This is a genomic window from Streptomyces sp. R35 (genome assembly GCF_041053035.1).
Lineage (GTDB): Bacteria > Actinomycetota > Actinomycetes > Streptomycetales > Streptomycetaceae > Streptomyces > Streptomyces lutosisoli.
Genome location: NZ_CP163440.1, coordinates 10,483,756 through 10,503,231 on the forward strand (window position 1 = coordinate 10,483,756; position 19,476 = coordinate 10,503,231).

Sequence of the window (19,476 nt, forward strand, 5' to 3'; positions counted from 1 at the left end):
CGCGTGATGCGGGAGTTGGCCGGATGTGGTCTGTGTGAAGCGTTGACTAGAAAGCGCTTGCCCCTTACGTTTCCCGTTCAGCAGCGTGACCCGCGTGTGACATCTCGTATACGAGACACCAGAGCTTCGAGCCGCACCACCTGGGCAAGTGAACGCACCAGGGCCCCATAAGTCCCTGTACGAGCGTGACTGCGCGCCACACGCCGTTCCGTATGAAGTACGTCGTTCGCGTACATGACCCACGGATGCTCCCGAAGGGACACACCCGCATGCGTACTCGCCCCCCACGAAAGCGCCCCCGCCAACTGGCACTGGCGGCGGCCGCGACGGCCTCCCTGGCCGTCACCACGGCTCTCGTTCTGCCGCAGTCCGCCGGAGCCGCCGAGACCTCGCCGGTCGGCTTCGGTGCCGGGACCACCGGCGGCGGCAGCGCGACGGCCGTCACCGTCACCACGCTCGACGCCTTCAAGACGGCCGTCACCGGTGACACGGCGAAGGTGGTCAAGGTCAACGGCCTGATCTCGCTGAGCGGTCAGGTCGACATCGGCTCCAACACCACGGTCCTGGGCGTCGGTTCGTCGTCCGGGTTCACCGGCGGCGGACTGCGCCTGAAGAAGGTCACCAACGTCGTCGTCCGCAACCTGAACATCAGCAAGCCGCTCAAGCCCGCCGACGGCATCACCGTGCAGGCGTCGACGAAGGTGTGGATCGACCACAACTCCTTCTCGTCCGACCTCGACCACGGCAAGGACTACTACGACGGTCTGCTCGACATCAATCACGGCTCCGACTACGTCACCGTCAGCTGGAACACCTTCAAGGACCACTACAAGGGCTCGCTCGTCGGCCACAGCGACAACAACGCGAGCGAGGACACCGGGCATCTGCGGGTGACGTACCACCACAACTGGTTCAACAACGTCAACTCCCGCATCCCGAGCCTGCGTTTCGGCACCGGGCACTTCTACGACAACTACGTCGTCGGGGCCGAGACCGCCGTGCACTCCCGGATGGGCGCCCAGATGCTCGTCGAGAACAACGTGTTCCGCGACACGGAGGTCGCCGTCACCACCAACCGGGACAGCGACGTGGACGGCTACGCCAATCTGACCGGCAACGACCTCGGCGGAGCCGCCACCGAGGTCTCGCAGGTCGGCAGCTTCACCACCCCGCCCTACAGCTACACCGCAGAGCCCGCCTCGACCGTCGTCGCATCGGTCACGTCCGGCGCGGGCGCCGGGCAGCTCTGACCACCCCCCACCTGGAAGAAGGCAACGGGACATGACTTCACCAGTACGTGCGCGCGCCCGCCGGCGCGCTCTGACCGGCACCCTGACCGCACTCGGCCTTTCGGTTGCCATGGTCATGATAGAAGGCGCACTGACGCCGGCGAGTGCCGCCACCTGGCCCACCGCGAGCGGCAGTCAGGCGGTCTCCTCCACCATCTCGGTCTCCGGAACCAAGGACTACGGGATGTTGCGCCTCTACGGCACCGGTGACCTGGGCAGCGGCAGCCAGGACGAGGACCAGGGGCCGATCCTGGAACTGGCCGCAGGCACCGTTCTCAAGAACGTCATCATCGGTTCCCCCGCGGCGGACGGCATCCACTGTCTGGGCAGCTGCACGCTGCAGAACGTCTGGTGGGAGGACGTCGGCGAGGACGCGGCGACGTTCCTGGGCTCCTCGTCCTCCAACGTCTACACCGTGTCCGGCGGTGGGGCGAAGGAGGCCAGCGACAAGGTGTTCCAGTTCAACGGCGCCGGAACGCTGAACGTCTCGAACTTCGCGGTGCAGACCTTCGGCACCTTCGTCCGGTCGTGCGGCAACTGCAAGACGCAGTACAAGCGGACGATCAACCTCAACACCATCGAGGCCACCTACAAGGGAGGCCGGATCGTCGGCATCAATACCAACTACGGCGACAGCGCGACCCTGAAGGGCATCAAGATGGTCGGGGACACCAGCAAGAAGATCGTCCCCTGCCAGAAGTACATCGGCAACAACACCGGGGCGGAGCCGACCAAGAACGGCACCGGCGCTGACGGCACGTACTGCAAGTACGCGGCGTCCGACATCACTTACAGCTGACGGTCCCTTCCCCGGCGGCTGAACGAACCGGTCCCCGCACGCCGGTTCGTTCAGCCGCATTGCTGTCTTCGGGCGGGGGCGCGCCTCACCGGGCCTCCCTCGCCAGCGCCGCCAGGTCCTCGTCCGTGAGCAGGCGGCCGCCGTCGGCCATCAACTCCCGGGAACGGTCCAGTACTTCCTCGACCTGGGCCCGAGTGAGGTCGAAGCCGAGCGCCGTCAGCTTGTCGGTCAGGGTGTACGGGCCACTGTCGGGGGTGAACGGGACCTCGCGGTCGTTGCCGACCAGGATGGGCTCCAGGCAGTTGTGCAGAAGGGGGTCGACCTCCGTCTCCTGAGTGATGAGGTCCATGCCGCCCCAGCAGAAGGCGTGGGTACCGGTCACCGGGTGATTCCACGCGGTGCGATAGCCCGTCAGGGACTCGCCCGCACGGGCCAGTTCGGTCAGCCGCTCGGTCCTGATCCCGGTCCGTACGCCGTACAGCGCATCGAAGGCGAGAGCCGTCGCGGCCAGGTCGGCGTTTGCCGGGCCCGCCGCAGTAGCCGTTCACCGAGAGTTCGACGGCCGTGGCGCCGCCCGTACGGCGGCGACCGCGCAACCGACCGCCAGACCGAAGGTGTTGTGCGGGTGCAGCCCGACCTCGACGTCCGGAGCGAGTGTCCGGGTGCGGTAGACCAGGTACGCGTACGCCTTCGGGCTCATGGCGCCCGGCCCGTCGAACAGGGTGAGTTCGGTGGCGCCGGCTCCGGCCAGCACGGTCACCAACTCCTCGTGAGTCTCCTCGGTCAGGTACGAGACCATCAGCAGCGGCACGACGGTGGAGGCGACGACGCCCGGCAGTGTCTCCACCGAGCGCAGGGTCGCGTCCCGCAGCCGGACAGCCGGAGGAAGTGAACCCACCACATCCGGGCGCCGGTTGAGCGGACTGACCGACCAGTGGCCGGGTTCGTGGGCGCCGGGCGCACGCCGCGCCGCCAATTCCGCGCGGAACCTGGCGATTTCCTCGGCGGTGAACACGGGCGGCTTGTCCATGGCGTTCTCCGGGCGTGGATCGGTCGGGCGTGGATCGGTGGTGCGTGGCGCGGTTCGTCGGGACGGGGGACCCGAACGGGGGCGCGCTGCCCGCGTGGCCGGTCTTCACCGGCCCCGAAGTGATGTTCTTCGGCGACACCGTGGAGGCGGGGGTCTTCGACCGCCTGGAGGCGATGAAGCTCTTGGCGCGCACAACTCGCCCCCTGTGAAAGGAGTGCTACGTGGCACGACTGCCGGAGACCGACGGCACCGGCGAGATCGCCGAACGCATCCGTGAGCGGCGTGGCGGAACCCTGCGCCCGCTCGACCGCATGCTGCTGCACAGCCCCCAACTGGCCGACGGCTGGAACAGCCTGCTCGGCGCGGTCCGGCAGCGCATCGCCCTGCCCGCCGACATCCGCGAGCTCGTGATCCTGCGGATCGCCGTCCTCAACCGGGCCGCGTACGAGTGGACGGCACACGAGCCCGAGGCCCGCCGCGCCGGCCTCGACGACACGCAACTCGCGGCGGTGCGCGCCGAGAACGCCGCCGAGCACCCGGAACTCGACGCACGCCACCGGCGGGTCATCGCCTACACCGACGCGATGACCCGCGACGTCCATGTCCCGGAGGGGCTCTTCGACGCCCTGCGGGCCGACTTCAGCGACAGGGAGCTGGTCGAACTGACCGCCACCGTGGCCGCGTACAACATGGTCTCCCGGTTCCTGGTCGCCCTGGACGTACAGCCGAGCGAGCCCTAGCCGAGGCCGTCCGGCGCGGCGGGGCCGGGGCCGGGACCGGTGAGGTGGGCCTGGGCGTACTTGCGGAAGGCCGCCACCAAGCGGCCGCGGTCGCCTGCGCGGGTCGCCAGCACGACGTGGCTCGGCTCGACGCCGTACAGGGGGACCGTGGTGAGATCGGGGCGGAGACTGTCGACGCGCGGATCGGCCGGGACGATGGCCACGGCCTCCCCGGCGGCGATGGCCTCGAGTTTGTCCTCGAAGGCCGCCACGAAGGGGCCGTCGGGTGCCCGGCTTCCGTCGGGTCGTGGATCGATGCGCCAGAAGGCGTCGAAGGCCGCGTCGGACACCCGGGGCAGGGGTTCGTCGGCGATGTCGTCGAGGGTGACGGACTCCTTGCCGGCCAGCCGATGGCCGAGAGGGACGAGGAGCGCCCGCGGCTCGTCGTAGAGGACCGTCACGTGCAGCCGGCCGGTCGGGAACGGCAGCCGGGTCACCGTCGCGTCCACGCGGTGATCGAGCAGGGCCGCGCGCTGTTCGTTCCAGGGCAGATGCAGGGTGTGTACGTCGGCGTCCGGGTGCCGGCGGCGCAGCTCGCGCACCGCCGGGGTGACGATGAGGTTCGCGGTGTAGCCGATGGTGATGCGGCTGGGCTGGGCGGCGGCCCGGGTGCGCGCCGAGGCCTGGGCGGCCGACCGCAGCAACGCCTTGGCGTGCGGCAGGAAGACCTCTCCGGCCTCGGTGAGCCGGCTGCCCTGCGGGGTGCGGTCCAACAGGCGTGCCCCCAGCTGCTGTTCGAGGCGGCGGATCTGTCGGCTCAGGGACGGCTGGGCGATGTGCAGGGCGGCAGAGGCGCGGCCGAAGTGCCGGTGGTCGGCGACGACGGTGAAGTACCTCACCAGCCGCAGATCGAGGTCCACCGGAGGCGGCGGAGAGTCGGACATGCTGCGAGCGTAACCTCTCGTGCGCGCAGGCTGACACCGAACTGACACCTTGACCTGTGGTGATGCCTGATGCGTATGAACTGATGCGGAACAGGCCTTGGACGTGGAACTCCCCACGGTCGCACCGTGGAACCACCGTCCCGGCACCACTTGAGTGGCACATCGGGGCGGCCTCATCGTTGCGTCATAAGTTGTGCCGTAAGGAGTGCACCATGCGTGTGTTCGTCACCGGGGCGACCGGATTCATCGGCAGCGCCGTCGTCCGCGAGCTGCTGGGCGCGGGGCATCAGGTCGTCGGCCTCGCCCGCTCGGAGAAGGCCGCCGCGTCGCTGGCGGCCGCCGGGGCCGAGGTGCACCGCGGCGCCCTCGGCGACCTGGACAGCCTGCGTGCCGGAGCGGCCGCGGCGGACGGCGTGATCCATACCGCGTTCATCCACGACGACTTCACCGATTATGCGGGCGCGGCCCGGACGGATCTGCGCGCGATCGAGGCGCTCGGTGAGGCGCTCGTGGGATCCGGCCGGCCCTTCGTCGTCACCTCCGGAACCGCGGGTGTCCCGACGGAGGAGGACGACCACGATCCCGGCTCGCCCGCGGGAGCCCGGGTCCCCTCCGAGGTGGCGGCGCTGTCGTTGGCGACGCGCGGTGTCCGCGTCTCGGTGGTGCGGCTGCCGCCGTCGGTGCATGGCGAGGACGACCACGGCTTCGTCCCGCAGATCATCGCCGTCGCCCGCGCGAAGGGCGTCTCGGCCTACCCGGGTGAGGGGTCCAACCGCTGGGCGGCCGTCCACCGGCTCGACGCCGCGCGGCTGTTCCGGCTGGCGCTGGAGACGGCGCCCGCGGGGGCACGGCTGCACGCGATCGGCGACGAGGGCGTACCGGTCCGCGACATCGCCGACGTCATCGGCCGGCAGCTGAAGCTGCCGGTGACCGCGATCTCCCCTGAGGAGGCTCCCGGCCACTTCGGCTGGCCCGGAGCCTTCTTCGCGAGGGACGTCCCGTCCTCCAGCGCCCTGACCCAGAAGCGCATGGGATGGCATCCCGAGCGGCCCGCGCTCATCCCGGACCTCGAAGAAGGCCATTACTTCCGTTAGGAGTCGCTCGTCCTCGCGCAGGAGTTGCTCATCCATACCGAGGACTTGCTCCTCCTGCGCGCTACCGGCTGTGCCGCTTCATGAAGCGCACCAGCAGCCGGTTCCACGCGGCGGGCTGCTCCCAGTGCGGGTTGTGGCCCGCCTCGCGGACGACATGCGTCTCGCTGCCGCTCACATGCGCCGCGTTCAGCCGCATCACGGACGGCGGGCTGTACAGGTCGGCGTCGCCGGTGATGAGCTGGACGGGCAGGGCCAGCGTCTCCAGAGCCGCCCAGGTGATCTCGTGAGCCAGTGACTGCGCGAACGCGTCCGCGGTCCTGGCCCGTGCGTTGATGGCGAGCCAGGCCGCGACACCGTCCCGGTCGCCGCCCCGGTACGAGGGCCCTAACTCCTTGAAGTCGACGGGCATGTCGCCGAACGGGTCGGGCTGCAGGGCCGAGGTGAGTTCCTGGTACTCGGTGTCCTGGATGCCCATCACGCTGCCCGAGACGGTGAGGCTGTCCGCCGGAACTCTGGTGTGTCGATGTCTGTGTCGACTTCTGCGCCGCCTTCTGTGTCGACAGGTAACGCTGGACCGGGATGTGTATCGGCCATACGGTGAGATAGTGTCGACACCGTTGGATTGCCTGTGCGTTTGGACCAGACCTGCCAGTGCGGGCCGGACAGGGAGAATCGCCGCATGACCGATCAGGACACGCATCTCGTGCTCGGGCGCCTCCTGCGGCTGCGGGACCGTCGTGAACCGCTGGTCGCGCAGATCGCCGAGTGGGTGGGGGCGGGCATCATCGAGGGCCGCCTCGAACCGGGCCAGGACCTCAACAGCGTCGACCTGTCACGCCGGTTCGACACCAGCCGCACGCCCGTGCGCGAGGCGCTGATGCTCCTCGAACAGGAGGGCCTCGTCGAGATGAAGGCGCGTCGCCGGCCCCGGGTCGCCGCGCCCTCCCTCCAGGACATCCGCGACATCTACCAGGTGCGGCGCCAGCTCCTGTCGATGCTCGCCGGACTGCTGGTCGAGCGCGCCACGGACGAGGAGCTGGCCGGGCTGCGCACCCGGGTCGAGCGGATGCGGAAGCTCGCCGACGACGGTGACGTGGACGCGTACTTCTGGAGTCATGTGCAGCTTCAGGAGCGGATGACCGAGATCGTCGGCAATGCCACACTGAAGCAGATCCTCGACTCGCTGGCCCTGCGCACCCTGATGCTGCGGCACTTGAGCCTGACGCGGGCGGGCCGCCTCGCCTACAGCGTCGACGACCAGGAGCGGCTCCTCCAGGCATGTGAGGAGCGTGACGGCGAGCTGGCCTCGGCGCTGATCGCGGGGGCGACGGTCCGTGCGCTGCGGGCGGTGGAGGAACAGGTGGAGCAGGACACCGCGGGCGCACGCAAGCCCACGCGCAGACGCCGCACCGCGTCCTGACGTGCGGGCGTACCCAGGGGCGTTCACTTGGCGAGCACTCCGCCGTCCACGGGGAAGTTGCCGCCCGTGACCCAGCCGCACTCGTCGGACGCCAGATAGACCGCGCACCAGGCGATGTCCTCGGGCCTGCCCACCCGGCCCAGCGGGATCCGGGCGAGGAGCGCGTCCCGAGCCGCCCCGTCGTGCGCTCCGGCCGACTCGGTGGCGGGGGTACGGACCATGCCGGGCGAGACGGTGTTCGCCCGGATGCCCAACGGGCCGCCCTCTGCAGCGAGTTGGCGCGTCATGCCAAGAACCGCCGACTTCCCCGCGCAGTGCGCGACCATGCCGAAGGTACCGCTGCCCCGAAAGGCGTTCACCGAGGCGAAGTTGATGATCGAGCCGCCGCCGGACGCCTCCATGTGCGGCCAGACCGCTCGTACGGGCAGGAAGACCACGTCGATCTCGCCGCGCAGCGTCGGCGTCCACTGGTCGTCGAAGTCCATCGCCGCGGCGGGCGCCATGTGCGGGGCGATGGCGCCCGCGGTCACCAGGACGTCGACGCGGCCGTGCCGGATGTACGCCTCGTCCGCGAACCGGTCGGCGTCGGCGGGCTCGGTCATGTCCAGGGGCGCGAGCACATCGAGATCCAGGCCCCTGTCGTGCGCGAGTTTCCGGGTGCGTTCCGCCGCGCCCTCGTCGATGTCGCAGCCGACGACCGTCGCGCCCTGCTCGGCGAAGAGCAGGGCACATCCCTGACCGATCCCGGCGCCCGCGCCGGTGACGAGAGCGACTTTGCCGCAGAGCCTGCCGGTCACGTGGACCTCCCATGTCAGCGGCTGCCGATCGAGGCCGGAACAGGCCCCGCACTCCTTCCTAGTGTCGACACAATGGCGCGGTCAAGGGTTGTGGCGTCACCAATTGGCCTAACTGTCGACAGTCTGCCGATGATGACCGGAAATTGAGTGGTGCCCGGAGGCACTTATGGAAATGACAGCCGAGTGACACCTGAGCCATAGGAGGCGCCCCTACGTTCCGGCGTCCATGACTGAGAACTCTCCTGCCGAGCAGCAGGAAGAAGCGACCCACCAGGCTCCCAGCACAGTGAACCGCCGTCATGTCATCGCCGCGGGCGGAGCGGTCGCGGCCGCCGCCGGCCTCGGCCTCGCGGCGACGGCCTCCGCCACCCCCGAGACCTCGGCCGCGGCCGCGGCGGCGCGGCCGACCAGGCCCACCCGTTCCGCGTCGGCCTCCGCCACGGCGACCGCCACCGCGACCGCGTCCAGCGGCGTCTGCTCGCTGACCGCCGAGGTCACCGAGGGCCCGTACGCCCTGGAAGGCGCCCTGATCCGCACCGACATCACCGAGAGCAAGTCCGGCGTGCCGGTGAAGTACACCTTCACCGTCGTCGACGAGGACAACAGCTGCGCCCCGCTGGAGGGCGCGCTGGTGGAGATCTGGCACGCCGACACCCTCGGTGAGTACTCCGGGTTCGTCGGCGGCAACGGTCACTCGGAGACGGACGACGGGACCTTCCTGCGCGGCGGGCAGATCACCGACTCCAACGGCCAGGTCTCGATCACCTCGATCTGGCCCGGCCACTACGTCTCCCGCGCCGTCCACGTCCACATGCGGGTCCACACCGACGTCACGCTCACCGACGACTCGTACACCGGCGGCTCGATCATCCACACCGGCCAGCTGTTCTTCGACTCCACCATCAACACCAAGGTCCAGGCGCTGTCGCCGTACTCCTCCAACACCACCAAGGAGACCGCGCTCGCCGACGACACCATCTACGACGACGGCGGGGCGTCCTCCGGCCTGCTGACCCTCACCGCGCTGGGCAGCTCCGTGTCCTCCGGCTACGCCGCGACGCTGACCGTCGGCGTCAGCACCAGCTGAGTCCGCCTCCCCCGACGGCCGGTCACGCGGCTCTCCCCCTGTCGCCGCGTGACCGGCCCCACCCTGCTCGTTCCCTCTCCCCAAAGGTCACGCCATGACCGGTACACACACGCGCCAACCCCTGCTCAGCAGACGCAAGTTGTTCGCACTCGGCGGCGCGGGCGCCGCCGGACTGCTCGGCACCGCCCTGGCCCTCCAGGCCACGGCGAAGCCGGCCCACGGGCGCCGCCCTCGCCCCGCGGCTTCCCCTTCGGCCTCTTCCTCCACCACGGCGAGTCCGTCGGCCTCCGCCTCCGCGAGTGCCTCGACCGACGCCTCGGCGGCCACGACCGTCGCCGGACAGACACTCCAGTACAAGGCGTTCCTGGACGACAACTCGCGCACGGCCCCCAGCTACTGGGACGGCGACGACTTCCCCTCCGGCAAGGACGAACACCCTGTCCTGTACGTCTCGTTGGAGGACGCCGAGGCCTACGGCTGGACCTTCCGGCTGCCCACCGAGGCCGAGTGGGAGAACGCCGCGCGCGGCCCCGACGCGTACGCGTACCCGTGGGGCGACACCGCCGGCACGACGTACGCATCCGGCGTCCTCACCAGCAAGTACCACTACAACGCCGTCTGCGCGGCGTACTACCTGGCCAACTACAGCTCCACGGAAGCGACGTACAACAACAAGAACTCCACCCGCTACGGAGAGAGCGAACCGATCTCCGACATCATCGCCGTCACCTCGACGGGCGGGGTGAGCGGATGGATCGACCACACCACCTGGACCGGGTTCGTCTACACCGACGTCTTCGACGAGTTGACCGCGAGCGGCGGCAGCACCTCGGCCGTCGGCGCCTATCCGGACGGAGTCAGCTCCTACGGTGCGTACGACATGGCCGGGAACTGCTTCGAGTGGACGTCGAGCATCGTCACGGCCACCAATGGCGGTGAGGCCGGCCAACAGGTCAACGCCGTGCGCGGCGGCTCCTGGTACGCGACCGGCAGGAGCTGCGCCACGAGCTATCTCGGAGAGGGCCGTGACGGCAGCGGCGGTTATCTCACCGTCGGGATCAGGGTCGCGGCCGATCAGTCGTAGCGCTGACGACGTGGCCGGCCGGTCGCGGAAGCCGCCGACGTCGTAGCCGACCGAAGTCCAGGGCAGCGTAGGCCGGTTGAGGCCGCGTATGCCCCAATTCCAGACGCACGCAAGGCACAAGGTGCCGCATGAAACGCAAGAAGCACCAACGCACCCACCGTGTTGCCCTGGCGGGCGCCGCCGGGTTGGCCCTGGCCTGCACGGGCGCCGCGGGGCCGGCCGTGGCGGCGGGCGGTCCCGGGCACGGTCACGGACAGGGGTCGACCCGTCCCAGCGCGTCGGCCACGACCGGCGACGCGTGCGACGGCACCCTCTCCTACACCCAGCTCGACACCTCCGCGACGGCCTCGACCAACACCCGGCACGTGGCCGTCGCGGATCTCGACGGGGACGGTACGCAGGACGTCGTCGCCGCCAACCTCGACGACAACTCGGTGACGGTGCTGCTGGGGCAGGGTGACGGTACGTTCGCCACCGGCACCACCTACGCCGTCGGCACCCGCCCGTACCAGACGGCCGTCGCCGACTTCGACGGCGACGGAAGCCTCGACCTGGCGACGGCCGACTTCGGAGGAGCGCAGGTCAGCGTCCTGCTGAACGACGGGGACGGCGGCTTCGGGGCGGCGAGCGCCCTGGATGTCGGCGAGGCCCCGCGTGCCCTGGCCGTGGGTGACCTCGACGGTGATGGGAACGCGGACCTGGTCGTCGCCGAGCAGGGACCCAGCGCCGTACGCGTCCTCCTCGGCAACGGCGACGGCACCTTCGACGACCAGGGCGACACCTCGACCGGCAGCCAGCCGCACGGAATCGTGGTCGCCGACTTCGACGGCGACGGAGCCGCGGACGTCGCCACCGCCAGCGTCGGCAGCGACGGGGTGAGCGTCCTGCTCGGCGACGGCAGCGTCCTGGAGGCCGGAGCACTGCGAATGAATCCTGGTAGCGGGAGTTCTGCCCTCCGGCGGCCGCGGCCGCCCCGGGACCGTCAGCCCCAGCTCCGGTACGGCCCGTCGACAAGCTGGAACACGGGCTGTCGGCGTATCGGGTCCTGGGCAGTGGCGAGTTGGACCCGGTCGCCGCTGTGGACGTCGGAGGGCGGGCCCATGACCCGGCCCCGGACGGTGAACCCCTCGGCCATCTCGATGAGGGAGACGTTGCGCGCCGCCGGGGTGTTGCGGTGGATGACGGTGGAGTGGCGCACGATGCCCGTCCCCGCGCTCGCTTCGGTCCGCAGGTCGCTGCCCGCGCAGACCGGGCAGAGGAGGCGCTGGTACATCGCGGTGCCGCACCAGTGGCACCGCTGGAAGAGGAGGGCGTCCGCCTTGTGCTCCGCGGGCGCCGCGGGCGCCGCGTCGAGCATGTCGGACGCGGCTCCGAGCCCCGGATGAAGGGCGATTCCTGGGTGGTACACGATGTCATCTCCCTGCGCTCGGCCGGAGTCTGAAGGTGCCCGGATCGCCGTGCACGACCACAGAGTATGGCACTCAGTGCCACCCGTAAAGGCACTCGGTACCCTCAATCTGGCCGGAGTAGGGGGAGCGGTCAGTCCCGTCCGAGCGTGGTCTCGATCTCCTGGACGACGCGCCACATCGGGGCTCCGCGCCGGGAGACGACGACCACCACGTCCTCCCGCTCCTCGTCCGCCGCGTCACTGGGCGGGCTCCCGAAGGTGTTCCGGACATACCCGAGCGCGTGGTCGACCGCCGCCGTCGCGTCGCCCTGCCCGTCCGAGCGCAGCCAGGAGCGCAGGGCGTTGTTGTGTGCGGCGACCACGGCCGCGGCGATGACGTCGGCCTGCAGTGTGCCGTCGCGCCGTCCGGCGAAGCGCCCGCGCAGATACTCGGCGAGGGCACGCTCGTACCGCCAGACGACCGACAGCTCGTACGCGCGCAGGCCGGGGACCTTCTTGGTGAGCCGGTAGCGCTGCACGGAGAACGTCGGGTTCTCGGCGTACAGGCGCAGCACGAGCCGGGCGGCGTCGCAGACCCGCTGCACCGGCTCGTCCGCGTCGGCGCCGCCGCTCAGGAACGCCGTCATGTCGGCCAGGCAGCGCTCGTGGTCCGGGAAGACCACGTCCTCCTTGGACGGGAAGTAGCGGAAGAACGACCGGCGGCCCACCCCGGCGAGCGTCACGATGTCGTCGACCGTGGTCTGCTCGTAGCCACGCTCCAGGAAGAGCTGGAACGCCGCCGCGACCAGGGCGTCCCGCATCGGCGGCTTCACGGTCGTCGCGTCGGCGGTCTCGCGGCGCCGGGGTCCCTCGTTCATGGACGGGAAACTAGCATCGAAGCGAGAGTGATGGCACTCAGTGCGCACCCAGGAGGGAACTGAGTTCCTTGTGGTGCTCGCCGACGTGACCGGCATGGCGCGTGGCCACCACGGGGGCTGGTGCGCGGCCGCCATGGGGGCCGGTGCGCGCCCGCTCAGAGGTGCGGCCGACCGTTCCGGAGCCTCTGATTCCTCATGTGCTCCAAATGTGATCGACCGTGAAGTCATCGTGTATTCAACGAGGTTGACAGCGTCTGCGCGGTGATCGACTATGTGGTCGAGCTGTGACCCATGTGACCAATGGGTTCAGTGTTTCTTCGACCACTTCCCCCGGTGCGGCCTCCGGCTGCCGCGTGCTGCCCTGCTGCCGCCGACCGGGGTTTCGCATCATCAAGATGGGATCTGCATGTCCATAGCGAGACGTGTCACCCTTCGCTGCCTGCTGGGGACGGGCGCGGCGGCGCTCGCCCTCTCAGCGGCCACGACCACCGCCTTCGCCACCGACAAGCCCGGTGGCGACGGATGGGACAAGGCCGCCGGCGGTTACGCCCCCGGACAGGGCGCGGGCACGGCGACCGCGACCGATCGCTGCCAGTTCTCCCTGGACGGGACGAACTTCTACGACTCGGTCCGCGTCGACGACGAGAACCTCAAGCCGACCGACGACGGCAAGGTCCACATCAAGGTCCGCACGGCGAGTGACGCGAGCACCTGCACCGCCTCGCTGGCCGCGTACCGCACCCACGGCGCCACCTTCAAGACCTCGGGCGTCCAGGTCTTCCACGACTTCGACTCCGTCACGGTCAAGCCGGGTGCCACCGACTCGCTCGACATCTCGGTGCCGGACGCCGGCTGCTTCGCGCAGATCGACCTCTACCGTGGCGCCGTCAAGTTCGACGGCAAGTACGACGCCAATGACGGCTTCGAGCACGGTGACCTGCCCGCGGGCCCGGACCACGCGGTCATCAAGGACAAGCTGATCATGGCGTGGAACGGCGGCAAGAACGACTGCACGTCGCAGCCGACCACTCCGGAGACGACGCCGCCCGCCTCGACGACGCCCGCGGAGACGCCCGGCACCCCGACCGAGTCGACGCCCGCGACCCCGGCCACGCCCTCGGCGTCCGAGTCGTCCGAGACCCCGTCGGAGTCCGAGTCGAGCGCGTCGTCGGTTCCCTCGCCCAACGGCGGCGAGTCGACCACGCCCGGCGACCTCGCGGAGACCGGCGGCGGCAACACCCTGCCGATCGCGGCCGGCGCCGTGGCGGTCCTCGCGGCCGGCGCCGCGATCACCGTCGCCACCCGCCGTCGGCGCTCGACGGGCACCCGTTCCTGACGATCGCCGTCATCGGCCCTCGATGACCTGTTGACGAGCCCCCGGCACTCGCCGCGTACGTGAGTGCCGGGGTCTCGTCTTTCGGCGCAGGCAGCCGGGGCGGCAACCTTCGCTCCGCGTGCGACCACTGACCGGGTGACCAGCAGTCCGGCACCGCAACGGGAGGTCGTATGAGAGCCGCACGAAGGTTCAATCGGGCAGTGGTGGGAGCAGCCGCACTGGCAGTGGGGGCGGTGGTGGTGCCGACGCAGGCGTCCGCCGCCGCGGCGCCGACCATCGTGGTGGCAGTGAACGGCGACGACGCGGCCGCGGGCACGCCGGATCACCCGCTACGGACCATCCAGAAGGCCGTGGACAAGGCGAAGCCCGGCGATGTCATCGCCGTACGAGGGGGGACGTACGCGCTGACCGACAACATCACCATCGTCACGTCGGGCACCGCGTCCCAGCCGATCACCCTGGGCGCGTACCCGGGCGAGCGCGTGGTCGTCGACGGAGAGGCGCTGCCGGCCAGCCACACACCCGTCGGCGGCAGCATCCCGCGCGCCGAGCGCGGTGCCCTGCACCAGGAGGCCTCGTACTGGCGGATCTCCGGCCTGGAGATCGTGAACGGACCGTACGGCGTCTACTGCGACGGCTGCAACAACAACGTCTTCGCGCGGCTCGCCACCCACGACAACTACGAGTCCGGCTTCCAGCTCCAGGGCACGTCCAGCAACAACCAGATCCTCGACCTGGACAGTTACGCCAATCGCGACCCGCGCAAGAACGGCGAGAGCGCGGACGGCCTGGCCATCAAGGAAGGCAGCGGAACCGGCAACGTGGTGCGCGGCGCCCGGCTCTGGAACAACGTCGACGACGGCTTCGACGCCTGGAAGTTCACCTCGCCGATCCTCATTGAGAACACCATCGCGTACGGCAACGGCTTCAACCGCTGGAACTTCCCCGACTTCGCGGGCGACGGTAACGGTTTCAAGCTCGGTGGCGGCAGCCCGGCCCCGGCGGTGGCTCACACCGTGCGCAACTCGATCTCGTTCCACAACGCGGCGCACGGCTTCACCGACAACGGCAATCCGGGTGCCCTCGCCCTGTCCCGCGACACGGCGTTCGGCAACCAGGGCACGGGCTTCGACGCCGACGTCTCGGCCTCGAAGGCGGTACTCACCGCCAGCCTGTCCCTCGCGGACGGCCGCGCGGTCGCCCTCGCGTCCACCACCACTTCCAGCGGCAACTCCTGGGACCTGGGCGGCACGTGGAACGCCTCCTCCGTCCTGAGTACGGATCCGAGCGCGATCACCGGCGCACGCGGCTCCGACGGCTCCCTCCCGCCCGCACCGGACTTCCTCGTCCCGCGGGACGGCACCAAGATCGGCGCCCGCTTCTGAGCGTCGATGTCGATGATCGAGGGGCTCAATGGTCGTTGCAGCTCGCCGACGGCGTATCGACGGGAACCGGACTTGTCTGGTGGGCCTGGAGCGCGAGGCTCACCAGGGTCAGCAGAAGGTCGATGTCCGTGTCGACTTCGAGGTGAATCGTCACCCACCGCGAGCCCGGCACCATCCGGACCGCGGTCGCGCCCTTGAGGTGGTCCTCGAAGCGGCGGATGGCCCGGACCGTGAGGTGCAGGTCGACGTCGTGGCCCGTATGGAAGTGGACGATCTCGCCCTGGGCAGAGCAGAGCGCTCGGCCCGTGCCGCAACTCGGCCGGACCTCCGCGAGGTCCGGCCAGCCCGCAAGTCGCGTCATGGCTCTCAAGGCCAATGTCATGCTGACATCATGACCAGCTCACCACACGGCCACCAGGGATTGAGGAAGACGTAACCAGGCCGTAGCGCCCGAATGTCCGGATACGGACTCGGAATCAGCGGGCGCTACGGCCTCGGACCCCCTGGCCCGCCGGGTCGGGCCGGGGTGACCTCGACCGGCAGCCGCTTGACGCCGTTGACGAAATTCGAGCGGACGCACGGCACCTCGCCGGCGACGCGGATGTCGGCGAAGGTGACATGGCCGTTGTTCTGCCGCGTGACGCCGAAGTTGTACGGGTCCCCGGAGACCCGCTCGTCGCGGTCCCCGGAGGCATACCGGACATGGCAGCTCCGACCACCACCCCCTCCGCCGTCCCGAGGGGCCGCGCCGCGGACGAGGTCTGCATCGTGAGGGCGGAAAAGTTCTGTTCGTAGACCTTTCGGAGAAGACCGCGAAAGAGACGGCGGCGGAGATCACCACCGTCGGTGGAGTGGCCGGGTGGCGCGGTGTCGACGTCTCCTCCAGCGTCGAGGCCGACGCGATGGCTGACGCCGTGGCCTCCCGCTGGGAGGGATAGATGCCCTGGTCACAACGCCGGAGTCAATCTGCCGGGGCTGCCGCACGAAGTCCCCGACGACATCGTCGACATGACGCTTGATGGGAATGTGAAGGGTGAGTTGTACGGCTGTCGCGCGGTCGTCCCGCACATGCTCGCCACGGGCGGCGGCTCGATCGTGAACATCTCCAGCGTCAATGGTCTGGTCAGCGAGCCCTTTCTCACTGTTTACTCTGCGTCCAAAGGTGCCAGTGTGATGCTCACCAAGGGGGTGGCGCTGGAGTACGTCAAACAGGGCATCCGCTGCAACGTGATCCGCCCGGGATGGGTGGACACCCCCGTCAACCACGCCCACGCCGAACTCCTCGGCGGCCTCGACCACGTCTACGACACCATCGACTCCTTCCAGCCCATCAGGCGTCCCGGGCAGCCTCGCGAAAGCGCGAACGTGGCCCTCTTCCTCGCTTCCGACGAGGCGAGCTTCATGACCGGCAGTGTCGTCGCGGTCGACGGCGGCATGACCTCGCAGTAACCGCCGCACACCGTCCGCGCCGTACACCCTCCCAACCGGCCCAGCAGACAAGGGGATCACCCGTGGCTTCGGACAACACCCTGGACAAAACCGGATCGCCCGATCCGGCCGGCACCGCAGCACCCAAGATGACCGAGGACGAGGCCCGGCTCCACGAGCTCGGCTACGCGCAGGAACTCGAGCGCAGCATGTCGCCGTTCTCGAACTTCGCAGTCTCGTTCACGATCATCTGCATCCTCTCCGGCTGTATGACGCTCTACGGCTTCGGCATGAACACCGGCGGTCCGGCCGTTATGGTGTGGGGCTGGCCGATCGTGGGTCTCCTCACCCTCACCGTCGGCCTGGGCATGGCCGAGGTGTGTTCCAGCTATCCGACCGCGGGCGGCCTCTACTACTGGGCGGCCAAGCTCGCCAAGGGCAACGGCCCGGCCTGGGCCTGGTTCACCGGCTGGTTCAACTTCCTCGGCCAGGTCGCGGTCACCGCAGGCATCGACTTCGGCCTGGCGCAGTTCCTCAACGCCTTCCTGGACCTCCAGTTCGGCTTCACCGCCACCCCCGGCCACACGGTGCTCCTCTTCGGCATCACCCTGCTGGTCCACGCGCTGCTCAACGTGCGCGGCGTCAAGCTCGTCGCCCTGCTCAACAACATCAGCGTGTGGTGGCAGGTCATCGGTGTGGCAGTCGTCGTGCTCGCGCTGGTGTTCCTCCCCGACCACCACCAGTCGGCGGGCTTCGTCTTCGGGCACTTCGTCAACAACACCGGCTGGGGATCCGGCCTGTACGTCTCCCTGCTCGGCCTGCTGCTCGCCCAGTACACCCTGACCGGCTTCGACGCCTCCGCCCACATGACCGAGGAGACCCACGACGCGGCCCGCTCCGGCCCGCGCGGCATCGTCAACTCGATACTCGTCTCGCTGGTCGCCGGCTGGATCCTGCTGATCGGCGTCACCTTCGCGATCCAGAGCTATGACGGTGCGCTCGGCAGCAGCACCGGAGTACCCCCGGTCCAGATCTTCCTCGACGCCCTGGGCGACACCGGCGGCAAGCTGCTGCTCCTCATCGTCATCGGCGCCCAGTTCTTCTGCGGAATGTCCTCCGTGACCGCCAACTCCCGCATGATCTACGCCTTCTCGCGGGACGGCGCGCTGCCGGGCTCGAAGATCTGGCACCGGATCAGCGACCGCACCCGCACCCCGGCCAACGCGGTGTGGCTCGCCTCCGGCGGCGCTTTCCTCCTCGGCCTTCCCTATCTGATCAACCCCACCGCGTACGCCGCCGTCACCTCGATCGCCGTCATCGGCCTCTTCATCGCGTACGTCATCCCGATCTACCTGCGGCTGCGCCAGGGCGACGACTTCGCCGCCGGACCCTGGAACCTGGGCCGGTGGAGCAAGCCCATCGCGGTGATCGCCGTCGGCTGGGTCGCCTGCGTCACCATCCTGTTCATGCTGCCGCAGGCAAGCCCCGTCACGGCCAAGTCCTTCAACTACGCGCCGGTCGCGGTCGCCGTGGTGGTGGGCTTCGCCGGCGCCTGGTGGCTGCTCTCCGCCCGCAAGTGGTTCAACGGCCCCAAGGTCCAGGGCAGCGCGGCCGAGCTGGCCTCCATCGAACGTGAACTCATGGGCAACTGACGCGAGCTCATAGAGGTGGCTGAAGCCCGCACACGACGCCGAGCGGCCCCGGACTCGACAGTCCGGGGCCGCTCGGCGTCGCGGGACATCCCTACGGGATACGGGATCAGGCCATCCAGAAGAAGACCGCGGTCATCCGCTTGTCCTCCATGGTGCTGCCGCAGTACTCGGTGGCGCTGTGCATGAGGTTGGCGTTGTAGAGCAGCAGCCGGTTGTACCGGTGCGGTACGCGGATGTCCTCGACGAAGGAGTCCGGCGGGACGAAGCGCGTACCCAGCGCCTCGACCAGGTTGTTGTGCGGCGCGGTCACCACGTTCCCGCCCAGCCGGCCGCCGGGCAGGTTCTGCCGGTAGAAGCTGGTTCCGCAGTCCTTGGGAACGTTCGGGTTCAGATAGAGCACCGCGGCATAACGGCAGAGCGCACGTGAGTCGGTGTGGGGACGCGGCTCTCCCTCGTCCTTGCCGACCACCTGGATGCAGTTGTGGTTGAGGGTGGCGCCGGACGGCGTCGACTGCTGCCACAGCTTCTGGGCGCCGGTGGCCTTCTTCACCAGCCGCTCTACGCGCGTCAACTCCTCCGGTTCGAGCCCGGGCATCGTCCGCAGACCGGGCCAGCTCTCCGACGTGTACGGAAAGCCCTTGACCCAGTCGTCCTTGGCGACGCACCGGGCCCGGACGGCATCCATGTCGGGCAGCACATTGTCGAAGACCCAGTAGTCGCGATCGCGGGTGGGTTTCCGATAAGGGAGGACCGGGAGTGCCGGTGTTCTCGGAGGTTGTGGGGGCATGCGGCAGACCATATAGACGCGTGCGTCAGTGATCGCCAGAGATTTGGTCAATCTTCCGTCAACTCGGCGTGTTCGTAGTGCTGTCGGTCATCGAGGGTTTGCCGGACGCGCCTCGCGGGTCAGCTTGGTAATGGGATCCATTTTCATATAGCGTGGATCATGCCAGCTCACCCACCCAGGAGAACCCCCATGGCCGTCCCCAAGCGGAAGATGTCCCGCAGCAACACCCGCCACCGCCGCGCACAGTGGAAGGCCGCCACGCCCCAGCTCGTGCCGGTCACCGTCGACGGCTCCTCGCACCTCGTCCCGCAGCGACTGGCCAAGGCCTACGAGCGCGGGCTGCTGCGCCCGGAGGGCTGA

Annotated in this window: 22 protein-coding genes and 2 pseudogenes; 14 read left to right on the forward strand and 10 right to left on the reverse strand. The window is 69.4% G+C overall.

Annotated elements, in window-relative coordinates; genetic code table 11:
- The first annotated feature begins 269 nt into the window (after positions 1-269).
- Both AB5J50_RS47170 and AB5J50_RS47175 read left to right on the forward strand, forming a co-directional pair.
- Positions 270-1,250, forward strand: a complete 981-nt coding sequence (locus AB5J50_RS47170) for a polysaccharide lyase family 1 protein (RefSeq protein ID WP_369264684.1) — start codon at positions 270-272, stop codon at positions 1,248-1,250.
- A 31-nt stretch (positions 1,251-1,281) separates the two neighbouring features.
- Positions 1,282-2,088 carry a pectate lyase gene (locus tag AB5J50_RS47175; RefSeq protein WP_369264685.1) on the forward strand — a complete coding sequence of 269 codons (807 nt, stop codon included), beginning with the start codon at positions 1,282-1,284 and terminating at the stop codon, positions 2,086-2,088.
- Positions 2,089-2,173: 85 nt separating this feature from the next.
- On the opposite strand, the gene AB5J50_RS47180 is transcribed toward AB5J50_RS47175, so the two are convergent.
- Positions 2,174-2,470, reverse strand: coding sequence for a hypothetical protein (locus AB5J50_RS47180; RefSeq protein ID WP_369264686.1), 297 nt, complete (start codon positions 2,468-2,470; stop codon positions 2,174-2,176).
- 162 nt (positions 2,471-2,632) lie between these two features.
- Positions 2,633-3,118, reverse strand: coding sequence for a hypothetical protein (locus tag AB5J50_RS47185; RefSeq protein ID WP_369264687.1), 486 nt, complete (start codon positions 3,116-3,118; stop codon positions 2,633-2,635).
- Between the two features lie 44 nt (positions 3,119-3,162).
- Here AB5J50_RS47185 and AB5J50_RS47190 point away from each other — a divergent pair, with 44 nt between their 5' ends.
- On the forward strand, positions 3,163-3,327 hold the full coding sequence (locus AB5J50_RS47190) for a hypothetical protein (RefSeq protein ID WP_369264688.1): 165 nt from the start codon (positions 3,163-3,165) through the stop codon (positions 3,325-3,327).
- A gap of 12 nt (positions 3,328-3,339) precedes the next feature.
- Positions 3,340-3,858, forward strand: a complete 519-nt coding sequence (locus tag AB5J50_RS47195) for a carboxymuconolactone decarboxylase family protein (RefSeq protein WP_369264689.1) — start codon at positions 3,340-3,342, stop codon at positions 3,856-3,858.
- Here AB5J50_RS47195 and AB5J50_RS47200 read toward each other — a convergent pair.
- Positions 3,855-4,781: a LysR family transcriptional regulator gene (locus AB5J50_RS47200; protein ID WP_369264690.1), complete on the reverse strand. Its 927-nt coding sequence runs from the start codon at positions 4,779-4,781 to the stop codon at positions 3,855-3,857. The two genes, AB5J50_RS47195 and AB5J50_RS47200, sit on opposite strands and share 4 nt — an antisense overlap.
- A 212-nt stretch (positions 4,782-4,993) precedes the next feature.
- On the opposite strand from AB5J50_RS47200, the gene AB5J50_RS47205 reads away from it, so the two are divergent.
- Positions 4,994-5,875, forward strand: a complete 882-nt coding sequence (locus AB5J50_RS47205) for an SDR family oxidoreductase (protein WP_369264691.1) — start codon at positions 4,994-4,996, stop codon at positions 5,873-5,875.
- 61 nt (positions 5,876-5,936) lie between these two features.
- Here AB5J50_RS47205 and AB5J50_RS47210 read toward each other — a convergent pair whose 3' ends face one another.
- Positions 5,937-6,350 (reverse strand): alpha/beta fold hydrolase, encoded by a 414-nt coding sequence (locus tag AB5J50_RS47210; RefSeq protein ID WP_369264692.1) that lies wholly within the window; start codon positions 6,348-6,350, stop codon positions 5,937-5,939.
- A 204-nt stretch (positions 6,351-6,554) separates the two neighbouring features.
- Between AB5J50_RS47210 and AB5J50_RS47215 the strand changes: the two genes are divergently transcribed.
- The gene (locus AB5J50_RS47215) at positions 6,555-7,295 is read left to right on the forward strand and encodes a GntR family transcriptional regulator (protein WP_330309486.1); all 741 of its coding nucleotides are present in this window, start codon (positions 6,555-6,557) and stop codon (positions 7,293-7,295) included.
- A 23-nt stretch (positions 7,296-7,318) separates the two neighbouring features.
- Here the strand turns inward: AB5J50_RS47215 and AB5J50_RS47220 are convergent, their stop codons facing one another.
- Positions 7,319-8,092: an SDR family NAD(P)-dependent oxidoreductase gene (locus AB5J50_RS47220; RefSeq protein WP_369264693.1), complete on the reverse strand. Its 774-nt coding sequence runs from the start codon at positions 8,090-8,092 to the stop codon at positions 7,319-7,321.
- 226 nt (positions 8,093-8,318) lie between these two features.
- Here AB5J50_RS47220 and AB5J50_RS47225 point away from each other — a divergent pair, with 226 nt between their 5' ends.
- The 3 genes and pseudogenes from AB5J50_RS47225 to AB5J50_RS47235 all read left to right on the forward strand — a co-directional run.
- Entirely contained in the window at positions 8,319-9,179 is an 861-nt protein-coding gene (locus AB5J50_RS47225; RefSeq protein WP_369264694.1) for an intradiol ring-cleavage dioxygenase, read from the forward strand.
- Positions 9,180-9,273: 94 nt separating this feature from the next.
- Positions 9,274-10,263: a formylglycine-generating enzyme family protein gene (locus AB5J50_RS47230; RefSeq protein WP_369264695.1), complete on the forward strand. Its 990-nt coding sequence runs from the start codon at positions 9,274-9,276 to the stop codon at positions 10,261-10,263.
- Between the two features lie 128 nt (positions 10,264-10,391).
- Positions 10,392-11,102 (forward strand): annotated as a pseudogene (locus AB5J50_RS47235) (FG-GAP repeat domain-containing protein); the annotation flags it as partial.
- Positions 11,103-11,245: 143 nt separating this feature from the next.
- Here the strand turns inward: AB5J50_RS47235 and AB5J50_RS47240 are convergent.
- Together AB5J50_RS47240 and AB5J50_RS47245 are read right to left on the reverse strand one after the other, a co-directional pair.
- Positions 11,246-11,620, reverse strand: coding sequence for a Zn-ribbon domain-containing OB-fold protein (locus AB5J50_RS47240; RefSeq protein ID WP_369265705.1), 375 nt, complete (start codon positions 11,618-11,620; stop codon positions 11,246-11,248).
- Between the two features lie 182 nt (positions 11,621-11,802).
- Positions 11,803-12,471, reverse strand: a complete 669-nt coding sequence (locus AB5J50_RS47245; protein ID WP_369265706.1) for a TetR family transcriptional regulator — start codon at positions 12,469-12,471, stop codon at positions 11,803-11,805.
- Positions 12,472-12,934: 463 nt separating this feature from the next.
- On the opposite strand from AB5J50_RS47245, the gene AB5J50_RS47250 reads away from it, so the two are divergent.
- Positions 12,935-13,864: an LAETG motif-containing sortase-dependent surface protein gene (locus AB5J50_RS47250; protein ID WP_327434192.1), complete on the forward strand. Its 930-nt coding sequence runs from the start codon at positions 12,935-12,937 to the stop codon at positions 13,862-13,864.
- Positions 13,865-14,064: 200 nt separating this feature from the next.
- The gene (locus AB5J50_RS47255; protein ID WP_369264696.1) at positions 14,065-15,249 is read left to right on the forward strand and encodes a right-handed parallel beta-helix repeat-containing protein; all 1,185 of its coding nucleotides are present in this window, start codon (positions 14,065-14,067) and stop codon (positions 15,247-15,249) included.
- Positions 15,250-15,274: 25 nt separating this feature from the next.
- Here the strand turns inward: AB5J50_RS47255 and AB5J50_RS47260 are convergent, their stop codons facing one another.
- Both AB5J50_RS47260 and AB5J50_RS47265 read right to left on the reverse strand, forming a co-directional pair.
- Positions 15,275-15,631 (reverse strand): luciferase family protein, encoded by a 357-nt coding sequence (locus tag AB5J50_RS47260; protein WP_369264697.1) that lies wholly within the window; start codon positions 15,629-15,631, stop codon positions 15,275-15,277.
- Between the two features lie 104 nt (positions 15,632-15,735).
- A pseudogene (locus tag AB5J50_RS47265) lies at positions 15,736-15,951 on the reverse strand (hypothetical protein); the annotation flags it as partial.
- A 165-nt stretch (positions 15,952-16,116) separates the two neighbouring features.
- Between AB5J50_RS47265 and AB5J50_RS47270 the strand changes: the two are divergent.
- Together AB5J50_RS47270 and AB5J50_RS47275 are read left to right on the forward strand one after the other, a co-directional pair.
- Positions 16,117-16,698 (forward strand): SDR family NAD(P)-dependent oxidoreductase, encoded by a 582-nt coding sequence (locus AB5J50_RS47270; protein ID WP_369264698.1) that lies wholly within the window; start codon positions 16,117-16,119, stop codon positions 16,696-16,698.
- A 128-nt stretch (positions 16,699-16,826) separates the two neighbouring features.
- Entirely contained in the window at positions 16,827-18,329 is a 1,503-nt protein-coding gene (locus AB5J50_RS47275) for an amino acid permease (protein WP_327435346.1), read from the forward strand.
- A gap of 106 nt (positions 18,330-18,435) precedes the next feature.
- On the opposite strand, the gene AB5J50_RS47280 is transcribed toward AB5J50_RS47275, so the two are convergent.
- Positions 18,436-19,116 carry a DUF6445 family protein gene (locus AB5J50_RS47280; protein WP_327434196.1) on the reverse strand — a complete coding sequence of 227 codons (681 nt, stop codon included), beginning with the start codon at positions 19,114-19,116 and terminating at the stop codon, positions 18,436-18,438.
- Positions 19,117-19,305: 189 nt separating this feature from the next.
- Here AB5J50_RS47280 and rpmF point away from each other — a divergent pair, with 189 nt between their 5' ends.
- Entirely contained in the window at positions 19,306-19,476 is a 171-nt protein-coding gene (gene rpmF / locus AB5J50_RS47285) for a 50S ribosomal protein L32 (RefSeq protein WP_327434197.1), read from the forward strand.